The following is a 12,200-nucleotide window of genomic DNA, read 5'->3' on the forward strand; positions in this document are numbered from 1 at the left end:
GATTCGCCTTAGTCTCGTGGGCTCGGAGATGTGTATAAGAGACAGACCCTGCACCGCCGCCGCCCGCCCACCGGCCTCCTCACCACCGGCGACCCCTCCCTCCTCGACCACCTGCTGTCCTGGACCCGCCTCGGCTGACCGCCCCACGCCCTCCACCCCCGCAGGCCACCCGGCCCCGGGCCGCTCAGAGACCGGCCGGGTGGCCGGAGAGCCAGTCGGCGTGCCGATCGCGCATCCGGTCCCGCTCCCCGGGCGAGCCGAGGAAGACGTCGGCGCCGCCGTCGTACGGGTGGTGGATGCGCAGCATCCGGGTGTCGGTGATCAGGACCCCGGCCGTCCTGTAGTCGGCGACGTCCCGGAGCAGGTCGTCGATGCAGCCGCGCCGCCACGGCCGTCGGACGGCGAAGAGGTGGCAGTACGTGCGGAAATCCGGGTCGGGATCGTCCTCCACCAGCAGGCTCCGCCAGTGGTCGGCGACCCGCTGGTGCGACGGGACGTCGGGTGCGGACGTCCACTCGGGAGTGATCACGTACACGTCCGCACCGGCGAACAGTTCGTCGAGGACGGTGTTGTAGCGGTCCAGGAGGACGGCGTACTCCTCCTCCCCCTCCGCGTACCGCTTGGACCCGGGAAGGCTGCGGAAGCGCACCCACACGTCCCGGTACGGGCCCCGGAGCTCGTGGGCCACGGGAGGGCAGTCGGCCCACCGGCGCTGCCACAGTTCCGCCAGCTCGGCCGGCTCGATCCCGGACACCCGCAGCACCCGTCCTCTCGCCCTGTCTCGTCGTCGGCGACCATGCCGCCCTCGGCGGGGTCAGGGCGCGAAGTACCAGCAGTACAGGTTGAGGTGTTTCTCCACGCTGCTGCCGGCCAGGGCCGACACCCGTTCGAGGAGGTTCACCGCGTCGTCCAGCGGGATCTCATCGCCCGGTTCGAAGACGGCCTCGGCCCAGGCAAGAGCCGTGGAGCGGAGTCGGTCCCTTCCCGCAGCAGCCAGAGCCGCGCACACCGGCCCCGAGAGGGCGAAGACGGTGAATCCGTCGTTGGCCATGGGCACCACGTCTCGAAGTGCACCCTCGGCGCCCGTCAGTTGGGCTCCCCATGACAGAACCGCGTCGTCCGGGTAGATGCCGTCGCACGGCACGGCCGGGAAGTCGTGACTGTGGCGGGGGCCCACCCGACAGGCGGACTCATCATCCCCGGCAAGGAAGAACTCGCCCATACGCATCATTCGGCAATCTTGGCATCCCCGGGGCCGGGCGATCAGTCGGATCGGCCGCCGTCCGCGTCCGAACAGCGAGCCAGGTGGCAGGCAGCCGGGCGTGGTTCGCGGGCTGGCGGCTGTGGGAGCATGGCGCGGATGCTGAGCATAGAGATCAACGGTCGGCCCGCGGGCGTCGAGGACGTGCATCGGGTGGCGACGTGGAACTACGGGCACTTCACGTCGATGCAGGTCCGCGAGGGGGCGGTGCGCGGTCTGGAGCTCCACCTCCGGCGGCTGGCGAGCGGCTCCCGTGAGCTCTTCGGCGAGACCTGCGCGGAGGACGGTGCACGGATACGCGAACTCGTCCGGCACGGGCTCGGCGATCGGTCGGCGGCGTCGGTCCGGGTGAGCCTCGTGCCTGCTGTCGACTCGCCGGCGCGCACGGACGTCATGGTGTCGGTGTCCGATCCCGTCGCCGATACTCCGCGGCCGGCGCTGCGGGTCCGCACGGTGACGTACGAGCGCGAGCTGCCGCACCTCAAGCACGCTGCGACCTTGGGGCTCACCTACCAGGCGCTCCAGGCCCGGAAGGCGGGCTTCGACGACGTCCTGTTCGTCGGCCGGGACGGATGCGTGCGCGAGGGCTCGGTGTGGAACGCGGCGTTCTGGGACGGGGAGCAGGTCCTGTGGCCCGAGGCTCCGGTGCTGCCCGGCATCACCATGCAACTGCTGCAGGCCGCCTTGACCCGCGTCGGCGTACCGTGGTCGACCCGCCGGCTGACCACCGGCGACCTTCCCGCGCTGCGGGCCGCCGCAGCGACCAACTCCCACTGCCCCAACCAGCCCCTGGCTGCCGTCGACCGGGTTCTCTTCCCCGGCGACGACACCGGACTGACCGAGGTCCTCGCCGCGGCCTGGGCCGAGGTCCCCTGGGACTCGGTCTGACGAGCACGCTGCCGTCCGAGCGGACCGACCGGCTCACCGGCTCCGACCGCAGGGGCTGTGGCCGTGGTTCTGGACGCGGGTGGATCCGTACGGCCGGTTCGAGGCCTGCACGTCCCCGCGTCACCCTGTCCGGACAGCGGGGGTGGCCGGGGAAGCACCGGTGGCCTACGCGGCACCCTCCCGAACGGCGACCCGGGATTCCGGGTGGTCCGGATCCTCGGTCCGGGCGGCGGCGCGCAGCGCCGCCTCGACCCGGCGGTTGCTCGTCATGGTCGACGTGACGGCGGTCATGGTGAGGAGGAGGCCGGCGGCCGTGTAGAGCGGGGTGCGCACGTCGTAGGTGGTGGCCAGCCAGCCGCCGAGGAAGGCGCCGAACGGGGCGGCGCACATGGCGAGCATGCGGGAGGTGGAGGCGACCCGGCCCATCAGGTGGGCGGGGACGATCGCCTGCCGGAGGGAGGGGCCGAGCACCATCGTGGCGCCCATGCCCGCGCCGCAGACGGCGAGCGCGAGGCCGGCGACGTACGGGTTCGGGGCGGCGGCAAGGCCCAGGATGGCGAGTCCCTCGACTGCGGCCGTGCAGGTCAGTGCGGTGCCGGTACCGAGCCGTCGGCCGAGGAAGGAGGCGATGCCCGCGCCGAGCAGACCGCCGGTGGCCTCCGCCGTGAGGAGCAGGCCGAAGCCGAAGGTGCCGATGCCGAGACGGTCGTGCGCGAAGAGGGCGAGTACGGTCTCCACGGCGAGGAAGGCGACGTTCCCGACGGCCGGACGCAGCGCGAGCCCCAGCAGCAACCGGTCCCGGAAGACGTACGAGGCGCCGGCCCGCGCCTGCCGCAGCAGCGACTCGCGGGCCTGGGGTACGGGCCGGGGTGCGGCGGGCAGCGACCGGACGAGCGCTGCGGAGAGCGCGAACGACACCGCGTCGGCGAGCAGCGGAAACGCCCGCCCGAGCGCCAGCAGGGCACTGCCCGCGGGCGGCCCCGCGAAGCCGGACGCGGCGGTCTGGGTACCGCGCAGACGGGAGTTGGCGCGCTCCAGGAGCGCGGTGTCGCGGCCGAGCAGGTCCGGCAGGTAGGCCGTGGCGGCCGTGTCGAAGAAGAGTCCGCCGAGGCCGAGCAGGAAGGCGACGGCCGCGAGCAGCGGAATGCCCAGCACGTCGAACGCTGCCGCTGCCGCCGGTATCGCGAGCAGCACCGCACGCGCCGCGTCCGTGACCCACATCGTGCGCCGACGGTCCCAGCGGTCCACCAGCGCACCGCCGAGCACCCCGAAGAGCAGCCACGGCAGCGTTCCGGCGGCCGTGACGACGGCGAGTGCCATCGGATCCCGCGTCAACGTCAAGGCGAGCAGCGGCAGTGCGGCGTGCGACACCCCGTCACCGAGCGAGGACACCGTCTGCGCGGTCCACAGCCGTCCGAACCCGGTCGGCAGCTTTCGAACGTCCGAAGTCACTTGCCCTCCCCTGCGATCTGCGCGCGCCCGGCCGGGTGGAAGAGCGCGAAGACGAGCGACGCGTCCGGCAGCGACGGGTCGGACAGCTCCCGGTACTCGTCCGCCAGTGCCTCCAGTCGCGCCCCCAGCTCCGCGAACTGCTCCTCGGTGAGCCGCAGGTGCGCCATCCGCACGTGCCGCTCGCCGCCGGCCGGCGACGCCTCCAGGTCCGCCACCGCGTGCCGCATCAGCAGGTCCGGCCCGCCCTCGCCCGGGTCCGGCAGCTCGATCGACCGCGCGGCCATGGCGTAGTACCGCTCGGTGACCCCCCGGACCTTCCGCGTCCGCACCACCTTCACCAGGCCGGCCCGTTCGAGCAGCCGTACGTGGTAGCTGGAACTCCCCTTCGCGAGGCCCACCCGCTCGGCGATCTGCGTGATCGTCGCGGGCTCGAAGCGCAGGACGGCCATGATCCGGTGACGCGTGAGGTTGGAAACGGCGCGCAACTGCTCGTCGGTGGTGACGTGGAACGTCTCGGGGAGGTCATCGGTAGGCATGCCACAATGGTCAACGTTTCTTGACCATTTGGCAAGGGGTTTTCGGAATCGGCTGTCCGGCACGCAAGGACTTCACTCCGCATCCGCACCCGTATCCGTGTTCGCATCCGTGTTCGCATCCGTATCCGCACCGGGGCGACCGAGGGCATGACGTCTCCACGGGCCCCGACGGGCTCCGGCCCGTCCTGACCTCGTTTTCTGCGACGACCTGCGACGGCCTGCGGCGGCCTTCAGGGGCGGTGGCGGCCGCTGCCCGGGCGGGGGCGGGCGGCGGCTTCGGCGGCGCCGTGGGCGATGTCGGCGGAGAGCAGGACCAGGAAGCTGCCGGTCACGCAGAGGCCGGCCGGGATGCCGGTGGCGATCCGGACGAAGGCGGCGCGGGCCTTCTCGTACTCGGCCCGGGTGAGCTGGGTGCGGGTGTCGTGGCGTTGCAGGTAGTAGCCGGTGTCGTCCTGGCGGGCGTCTTGCGCGCCGGCGGCCGTGGCCAGGCCGAGGCCGACCAGGCAGAGGGCGATGCCGTACCAGGTCTTCAGGCCGCGCGGGAGGTTCCAGACGTACAGCACGGGGTCGAACCAGCCGCCCCGGCGCGGGAACTGTGCGCTGAAGCAGCGCACCAGGGCGGAGAGGAAGAGCAGCGCGACCAGCCCGACCAGTCCGGCCCAGAGCCACACGGGGGCCACCAGGTGCAGGGGCGGGGCGGTCGCCGCCAGGCACAGGACCTCGGCCGCGAACAGCACCCACATCGCCACGAAGTGCGCCCGGTGAGTGCCCGTCAGTACTTCCACCCCACGTCCCCGTTCCGATGATCATCCGAAGCCCGGCAGCCTACCGCCGCCGGGCGCGGGGGCGGGTGCCGGGTGCTCGGGTCGGCCTGGTGTCCGGCCGGTCCGGTCCTCGATCCGGAGGGGGACGGGAGGAGGGAGGCACGGGGTCGGCGGGGTGTTGTCGCAGGATAGAGTCGCCGCCGTGCGAGAACTGGAGGCCGCCGGGCGGCGGGTGTCGGTGGGACAGGTGTCGGTGGGACAGATGCCGGTGGAGCAGATGCCGGTGGGGCGGGGCGTCGTGGAGAGGGGCCGGTGAGCCGCCGGATCGGCGGGGAGGCCGCCGTTCCGGTCCGGGGGGCCACGGCGCGGTGCACCGTCTCGGTCTGCCGGGGCTGCTGCTGCGGTACGCCGAAGATCCCCGGCCTCGACCACGCCGCCCAACTCTCGGACCTGCGCGCCTCGTTGGCCGAGGTGGCCACCGTCCGCCCGGTGACCTGCCTGGACGCCTGCGACCACGCCAACGTGGTGGTCGTCCAGCCTTCGGCGGAGGGCCGGCGGGCGGGTGGGCGGCCGGTCTGGCTCGGGCTGGTCAACGACCGTGCCGCCGCTGCCGACGTCACCGCCTGGGTCGAGGCGGGCGGCCCGGGGCTGGCTCCGCTGCCCGCCATCCTCGACCTGTACACCTTCTCGCCCTCGCGCCGCGTCCAGGAGCACCTCGAGGACTGACCGCCCCGGGCGCCAGAGCCGGAACCGCCGATCGGCCGGGGCCGAGGCCGAGGTCGAGACCGCTGTCGGCCGGGGCCGAGGTTCGGTCGGGGCCGCTGCTGGCGCGGCCGGGTTCCGGATAGTTACCATCCGGAATATGCGGACGAGCGAAGGCGTGGAGTGGGGCCTGCACTGCTGTCTCACCCTGGTGTGGGTGGGCGGGGCGGAGCCGGTGCCCTCGGCCCGGCTGGCGGCGATGTTCGAGCTGTCGCCGACGTACCTGAACAAGGTGCTGCAACGGCTCACCCGGGCCGGGGTGCTGACGTCCGTCTCCGGGCCGCGCGGGGGCGTGCGGCTGGCCCGGGAGCCGGAGCGGATCAGCATGATGGACGTGGTGGCCGCCGTCGAGGGCCCGGATCCGCTGTTCGCCTGCGCGGAGATTCGGCAGCGGGGCGCCTCCGCGACGGGCTCGGCCGCGTCCGAGTTCGCCCGTCCGTGCGGGGTCTCCACCGCGATGCGCCGGGCCGAACTGGCCTGGCGGCGCGAGCTCTCCGGCCAGAGCGTGGCCGACCTGGCGGCGGCCACCCCCGCCGCCTCGGTGGCCCGGGTCCGCGCCAACTACGCCCGGCTGGCCGGAACCGCGAACTGAGCGACCACCCGGACCACCCGGACCACCGGGCCACCCAAACCACCCGGACCACCCACCGGAACCCCCTTCCGCATCCGCCAATTCTGGATACAGTGTGTCCCGAATGATTCGGGACACCAGATGTCCCGAATAGCGGTCGACGCCCGCCACCGAGGAGAGCTCCCCCGTGACCGACGCGCTCAAGGCACCATCCCCCGTTGCCCCGGCCCCGACCCCCACCGGGGCCGGTCTCGGTCTCGCCGCCGTGCTCGCGCTGGGCACCTTCGCGGTCGGCACCGACGCCTTCGTCACCGCCGGGTTCCTGCCCGCGATGGCGTCCTCGCTGCGGGTGTCGACCTCGGCGGCCGGGCAGTCGGTGAGCCTGTTCGCCGCCTGCTACGCGCTGGCCTCGCCGCTGCTCGCGGTGGCCACCGCCCGGCTGCCCCGGCGGACCCTGCTGGTCGGCGCGCTGGTGCTGCTCGCCGCCGCCAACGCGCTGACCGCGCTCGCCCCGGACTACCCCGTGCTGCTGGCCGGCCGGCTGCTCGCGGCGCTCGGCGCGGCGGCGTTCACGCCGACGGCGGGGGCGAGCGCGGCCGCACTGGTGCGCCCCGAGCGGCGCGGGCGGGCGCTGGCGGTGGTGATCGGCGGGCTGACGGCGGCCACCGCGCTCGGGGTGCCGCTGGGACGGGTGGCCGCCGTCGGACTGGGCTGGCGGGCCGCGCTGGGGGCGGTCGCGGCGCTGACCGCGCTGTGCGCGCTCGCGGTGCGCCTGACCCTGCCCGCGCTGCCGGGCACCGAGCCCGTCCCGCTGCGCGTCCGGCTGGCGGCGCTGCGCCGCCCGGGGGTGCTGGGGGTGCTGCCGCTGACGGTGCTCGGGATGGCCGCCTGCTACGTCCCGTACTCGTACAGCGTGCCGGTGCTGGCCGCCGTCGGGGTCTCGGGGCGGACGGCGGTGGTGGCGGCGCTGGTGCTGTACGGGGCGGGTGCGGTGGCGGGGAACCTGCTGGCCGGGCGGTTCGCCGACCGGCGCGGGCCGGTGCGGGTGCTGGCGGCCGGGTACGCGGCGATGGCGGCGGCGTTCGCGGCGCTGGCCGGCCTGGCGGCCGGGGAGGTGCGGGCCGGGGTCGCGGCGGTCGGGGCGCTGGTGTTCCTGTGGGGCGCGAGCAGTTGGTGCCAGACGCCGCCGCAGCAGTTGCGTCTGCTGGCGGCGGCTCCGGAACAGGGGCCGCTGCTGGTGTCGCTGAACGCGTCCGGCATCTACCTGGGCATCGGCGCGGGCAGCGTGCTGGGCGGGGTGGCGCTGCCGTTCGGCGCGGCGGCGGTGTTCGCGCTGGCGGCGGTGCTAGCACTGGCGGCCGGGGCGCTGCTGCGGGCGACGGCGGCGCGGACGAGGGCGTGAGAAGGGGGGCGTCCGGGCCGTGGCGTGCAGGCCATGGTGTGCGGGGGTGCCCGTAAGGAGGTGCCGTGGCGTGCGGGGATGCCCGTAAGGAGGCGGCCGTGGGGGCCGTGGGGGCCGTGGCGTGCGGGGGGTGCCGTGAGAGTGGTGGCGGTCGCGGGCCGCCCTACATCCACATGAACGGCTGGCCCGCGACGGCCGCGGCGGCCCGGTTGCTGGTGGTGAGGAGTTCGTCGGGGGCCTCGCCGGTCCGCTGGTCGAGGTAGCGCGAGACGGTGAGGGTGATGTGGTGGCCGACCAGTTCGACCTTGGTGGCGGCCATCGGCCGGGCGGTTCCGGCGGGGGCCAACAGGCCGTCCGGGTAGGTGAATTCGAAGTCCGCGGCCTTCTCCCGGACGGTCTGCAGGGCGCGGGCCGCGACCGCCGCGTCGGAGAAGCGCAGCACCGTGACGCTGGAGACCACCGGCTGGTCGCTGCGGGTGAGGGCGATGCCCATCCAGCCCTGGCAGCCGAGTTCGGCCAGCACGTCGCGGGTCTTGTCGTTCTGCACGGCCCGGCACTCCGCGCCCTCCCGGGCGGCCGAGCGGCGGGCCCGGTAGTTGTCGTACTCGTAGGCGCGCTGGGCCGGGAAGTACCGTTCGGCCAGGAAGGACTGGGACTCCGTCAGCGGCTGCGCGGGCTGGCCCGCCGCGGCCGCGGGGGAGGCGGACTTGTCCGCGCCGGGCGCCCCCGACACCGCACTCCGCTGGTGCGAGGTGGCCACCACCCAGACCCCGCCGGCGGCGAGCACCGCGACGACGCCCCACAGCGCGACCAGCCGACGCCGCTCGCCGACCGCCCGGTGCCCGTGCGGCGGCTGCTCGTCGTCCCCACGCGCGTGCGCGCCCCGCTGGATGGTCATGGCGCAGATTGTAAACAGTTGATCGGACAGTCATTCCTTCGGGTCGGACGCCCGCCCGCTTCGGACCGAACCGCCCCGGACCACTCCGGACCGCCCCGCCCCACCCACCCTGCTCCACCCCGCCCGCCCCGGTCCGCCCGCTCCGCCCGGTCCGTCTGGAGATCCGGGATCGGGTGGCTGGAGGAACGCGGGGGAACCGGTCGAACGTTCCGGCGGGCGGTCCCGGGCGGGAGCAGTCGCCGGCCGGATCCCCGGACAGCGGCCCTGCACAGGGGCCGGATGCCGGGTTCCGGGGTGCCCGTGATCACCGGGTGCCGAAAAACTGTGACAACTCGCACAGCCTGTGGGAGATCTTCTGGCGGGTTCCCTCTGGCGAACGTCTAGCGGCCCCGGGCAGGATCGGGCCATGGACCTCCTCGACATCCTGACCGACAAGGGCCTCCGCCGGGAACTTCCCTCCCGGGAGGAGGCGCTGGCCGTGCTGGCCACCACCGACGACCAGTTGCTGGACGTGGTCGCGGCCGCGGGCCGGGTGCGCCGCCAGTGGTTCGGCCGCCGGGTGAAGCTGAACTACCTGGTGAACCTGAAGAGCGGGCTGTGCCCGGAGGACTGCTCGTACTGCTCGCAGCGCCTCGGTTCGAAGGCGGAGATCCTCAAGTACACCTGGCTGAAGCCGGACCAGGCCGCCGAGGCCGCCGCCGCGGGTGTCGCGGGCGGGGCGAAGCGGGTGTGCCTGGTGGCGAGCGGGCGCGGTCCGACGGACCGGGACATCGACCGGGTCGCGGACACCATCGCGGCGATCAAGGACGCGGACGAGAACGTCGAGGTGTGCGCCTGCCTGGGCCTGCTCTCCGACAACCAGGCCGAGCGACTGAAGGCGGCCGGCGCGGACGCGTACAACCACAACCTGAACACCTCCGAGGCCACCTACGGCGAGATCACCACCACCCACACCTACGCGGACCGGGTGGACACCGTGGCCAAGGCGCACGGCGCGGGCCTGTCGGCCTGCTCGGGCCTGATCGCGGGCATGGGCGAGAGCGACGAGGACCTGGTCGACGTGGTGTTCGCGCTGCGCGAGCTGGACCCGGACTCGGTGCCGGTGAACTTCCTGATCCCGTTCGAGGGCACCCCGCTCGCCGAGGAGTGGAACCTCACCCCGCAGCGCTGCCTGCGCATCCTGGCGATGGTCCGGTTCGTCTGCCCGGACATCGAGGTGCGGATCGCGGGCGGCCGCGAGGTGCACCTGCGCTCGATGCAGCCGCTGGGCCTGCACATCGCCAACTCGATCTTCCTGGGCGACTACCTGACCAGCGAGGGCCAGGCCGGGCAGGCCGACCTCGACATGATCAAGGACGCCGGCTTCGAGGTGGAGGGCGCCGAGCAGACCACCCTCCCCCGCCACCGCGCCCACGTCGCCGCCGGTGCGGGCTGCGGCGGCCACCAGGAGGAGAGCGCCTGCGGGACGGGCGGCGGCTGCGGCCCGTGCGGCGGCCACGGTGCGGCTCCGGAGGCCGTCGCGGCCGAGCCGGGGTCGGGGTCGGAGTCGAAGCCGGGGTCGAAGCCGGAGTCGGGGTCGAAGCCGGAGTCGGAGTCGGACGAGGCGCGCACCGACCTGGTCCGGGTGCGCCGCCGCGGCGCCGGCACCGAACTGGCCCCGAACGCCTGATGGACCGTCAGAACCCGCTGGACGCCGCCCGGTTGCTCGAACTGGACCGGGCGCACGTCTGGCACCCGTACGGCCCGATGCCGGGGACGGTGCAGCCGCTCGTGGTGGAGTCGGCCGCGGGCGTGCGCCTGCGGCTGGCCGAACCGGTGGGCGGGCACCGGGAGTTGGTGGACGGGATGTCGTCCTGGTGGGCAGCGGTCCACGGCTACCGGCACCCCGTGCTGGACGCGGCGGTGCGCACCCAGCTCGACTCGATGAGCCACGTCATGTTCGGCGGCCTCACCCACCGTCCGGCCGTCGAACTGGCGGTCAAGCTGGTCGAGTTGACGCCGGAGCCGCTGCAGCACGTGTTCCTCGCCGACTCCGGTTCGGTGGCGGTCGAGGTCGCGCTGAAGATGTGCCTGCAGTACTGGCGCTCGCTCGGCCGGCCGGAGAAGCAGCGGGTGCTGACCTGGCGCGGCGGCTACCACGGCGACACCTTCCACCCGATGTCGGTGTGCGACCCCGAGGGCGGGATGCACCACCTGTGGGGCGGGGTGCTGCCCCGGCAGCTGTTCGCCGCCGAGCCGCCCGCCGGGTACGACGCCCCGGCCGACCCGGCGTACCTCGCGCACCTGGCCGAGCTGATCGGGCAGCACGCGGGCGAGCTGGCCGCCGTGATCGTCGAACCGGTGGTGCAGGGCGCGGGCGGGATGCGCTTCCACTCCCCCGCGTACCTGCGCGCGCTGCGGGAGTTGTGCGACGCGCACGACGTGCTGCTGGTGTTCGACGAGATCGCCACCGGCTTCGGCCGCACCGGCGAGCTGTTCGCCGCCGACCACGCGGGCGTCGCGCCGGACGTGATGTGCCTGGGCAAGGCGCTGACCGGCGGGTACCTGACGCTGGCCGCGACGCTGTGCACGAGCCGGGTCGCCGAGGGCATCTCGCGCGGCGAGGTCCCGGTGCTCGCGCACGGCCCGACCTTCATGGGCAACCCGCTGGCGGCGGCCGTCGCCAACGCCTCGATCGACCTGCTGCTGCGGCAGGACTGGCGCGGCGAGGTGAAGCGGATCGAGTCGGCGCTGCACACCGCGCTCGCCCCGTGCGCGGGGCAGCCGGGGGTCGCGGACGTCCGGGTGCTCGGCGCGATCGGCGTGGTGCAGTTGGACGCGCCGGTCGACATGGCGGCGGCGACGGCGGCCGCGGCCGAACAGGGCGTGTGGCTGCGGCCGTTCCGCGACCTGATCTACACCATGCCGCCGTTCGTCACCGCGGACGCGGACGTCGCCGCGATCGGCCGGGCGGTCGCCGCGGCAGCCGCCGCGTCCACCGCCGCCGGCCGCTAGCCCCCCCCTTCCCCACCCTCAGCCAGGAGCACCCGCACCATGTCCACCGTCCTGTTCGTCACCGGCACCGGCACCGAGGTCGGCAAGACCCTGACCACCGCCGCGGTCGCCGCGCTCCGCCCGGAGCCGGTGGCGGTCCTCAAGCCCGGCCAGACCGGGCTCGGGCCGGACGAACCGGGCGACGTGGCCGAGGTCGTCCGGCTGGCCGGGCCACTGGTGCACGGGGTCGAACTGGCCCGCTACCCGGAGCCGCTCGCCCCCGAGACCGCCGCCCGCCGGGCCGGGCTGCCGGCCCTCGACCCGGAGGATGTCGCCAAGGCGGTGGCCGGGCTCGCCGCCGAGTACCGCACCGTCCTGGTCGAGGGCGCGGGCGGGCTGCTGGTCCGCTACGACGAGCGGGGCCACACCCTCGCCGACATCGCCCTGGCCGGCCGGCGCCTCGGCCTGGACGTCGAGTTCCTGCTCGTCGCCGCGGCCGGCCTGGGCACCCTGAACGCCACCGCGCTCACCGCCGAGGCCCTCCGCCACCGCGGCCTCCCCCTGCGCGGCGTCGTCATCGGCTCCTGGCCCGCCACCCCCGACCTCGCCACCCGCTGCAACCTCGCCGACCTCCCCACCGCCGCCGGCGCCCCCCTCCTCGGCGCCCTCCCCACCGGCGCCGCCGCCCACACC

General features: G+C 74.4%; 13 protein-coding genes. 7 read left to right on the top strand and 6 right to left on the bottom strand.

The genetic code is table 11. The features are described from left to right. Nucleotides 1-184 precede the first annotated feature (184 nt). Nucleotides 185-754: a hypothetical protein gene (locus tag IH44_RS0136065; RefSeq protein ID WP_232795226.1), complete on the bottom strand. Its 570-nt coding sequence runs from the start codon at nt 752-754 to the stop codon at nt 185-187. 60 nt (nt 755-814) lie between these two features. Continuing rightward, nucleotides 815-1,222: a hypothetical protein gene (locus IH44_RS0136070; RefSeq protein WP_157852582.1), complete on the bottom strand. Its 408-nt coding sequence runs from the start codon at nt 1,220-1,222 to the stop codon at nt 815-817. 138 nt (nt 1,223-1,360) lie between these two features. Between IH44_RS0136070 and IH44_RS0136075 the strand changes: the two genes are divergently transcribed. Continuing rightward, nucleotides 1,361-2,149, top strand: a complete 789-nt coding sequence (locus IH44_RS0136075; protein ID WP_030464057.1) for an aminotransferase class IV — start codon at nt 1,361-1,363, stop codon at nt 2,147-2,149. A gap of 165 nt (nt 2,150-2,314) precedes the next feature. Here IH44_RS0136075 and IH44_RS0136080 read toward each other — a convergent pair whose 3' ends face one another. The 3 genes from IH44_RS0136080 to IH44_RS0136090 all read right to left on the bottom strand — a co-directional run bounded on the left by IH44_RS0136080 (nt 2,315) and on the right by IH44_RS0136090 (nt 4,922). Further along, nucleotides 2,315-3,601, bottom strand: coding sequence for an MFS transporter (locus tag IH44_RS0136080; protein WP_030464058.1), 1,287 nt, complete (start codon nt 3,599-3,601; stop codon nt 2,315-2,317). Beyond that, nucleotides 3,598-4,137: a transcriptional regulator gene (locus IH44_RS0136085; protein WP_030464059.1), complete on the bottom strand. Its 540-nt coding sequence runs from the start codon at nt 4,135-4,137 to the stop codon at nt 3,598-3,600. The genes IH44_RS0136080 and IH44_RS0136085 overlap by 4 nt, the downstream gene beginning before the upstream one ends. A gap of 230 nt (nt 4,138-4,367) precedes the next feature. Then, on the bottom strand, nt 4,368-4,922 hold the full coding sequence (locus IH44_RS0136090; protein WP_157852583.1) for a hypothetical protein: 555 nt from the start codon (nt 4,920-4,922) through the stop codon (nt 4,368-4,370). Nucleotides 4,923-5,213: 291 nt separating this feature from the next. On the opposite strand from IH44_RS0136090, the gene IH44_RS0136100 reads away from it, so the two are divergent. The 3 genes from IH44_RS0136100 (at nt 5,214) to IH44_RS0136110 (ending at nt 7,636) form a co-directional block, all read left to right on the top strand. Next, nucleotides 5,214-5,627 (top strand): hypothetical protein, encoded by a 414-nt coding sequence (locus tag IH44_RS0136100; protein WP_030464061.1) that lies wholly within the window; start codon nt 5,214-5,216, stop codon nt 5,625-5,627. 136 nt (nt 5,628-5,763) lie between these two features. Continuing rightward, nucleotides 5,764-6,255, top strand: coding sequence for an Rrf2 family transcriptional regulator (locus tag IH44_RS0136105; protein WP_030464062.1), 492 nt, complete (start codon nt 5,764-5,766; stop codon nt 6,253-6,255). A 166-nt stretch (nt 6,256-6,421) separates the two neighbouring features. Further along, nucleotides 6,422-7,636, top strand: a complete 1,215-nt coding sequence (locus IH44_RS0136110; RefSeq protein ID WP_030464063.1) for an MFS transporter — start codon at nt 6,422-6,424, stop codon at nt 7,634-7,636. A 163-nt stretch (nt 7,637-7,799) separates the two neighbouring features. On the opposite strand, the gene IH44_RS0136115 is transcribed toward IH44_RS0136110, so the two are convergent. Continuing rightward, nucleotides 7,800-8,534, bottom strand: coding sequence for a hypothetical protein (locus tag IH44_RS0136115; RefSeq protein ID WP_030464064.1), 735 nt, complete (start codon nt 8,532-8,534; stop codon nt 7,800-7,802). 406 nt (nt 8,535-8,940) lie between these two features. Between IH44_RS0136115 and bioB the strand changes: the two genes are divergently transcribed. From bioB to bioD, 3 genes are all read left to right on the top strand, one after another. Beyond that, nucleotides 8,941-10,203: a biotin synthase BioB gene (gene bioB / locus IH44_RS0136120; RefSeq protein ID WP_030464065.1), complete on the top strand. Its 1,263-nt coding sequence runs from the start codon at nt 8,941-8,943 to the stop codon at nt 10,201-10,203. Beyond that, a complete protein-coding gene (locus tag IH44_RS0136125) occupies nt 10,203-11,528 on the top strand; it encodes an adenosylmethionine--8-amino-7-oxononanoate transaminase (RefSeq protein ID WP_030464066.1) in 1,326 nt (441 codons plus the stop codon). The genes bioB and IH44_RS0136125 overlap by 1 nt, the downstream gene beginning before the upstream one ends. Before the next feature lie 39 nt (nt 11,529-11,567). Further along, a partial coding sequence (gene bioD, locus IH44_RS0136130; RefSeq protein WP_035957398.1) for a dethiobiotin synthase occupies nt 11,568-12,200 on the top strand: 633 nt, incomplete at its 3' end.

Source organism: Kitasatospora sp. NRRL B-11411, from assembly GCF_000721345.1.
GTDB lineage: Bacteria > Actinomycetota > Actinomycetes > Streptomycetales > Streptomycetaceae > Kitasatospora > Kitasatospora cineracea.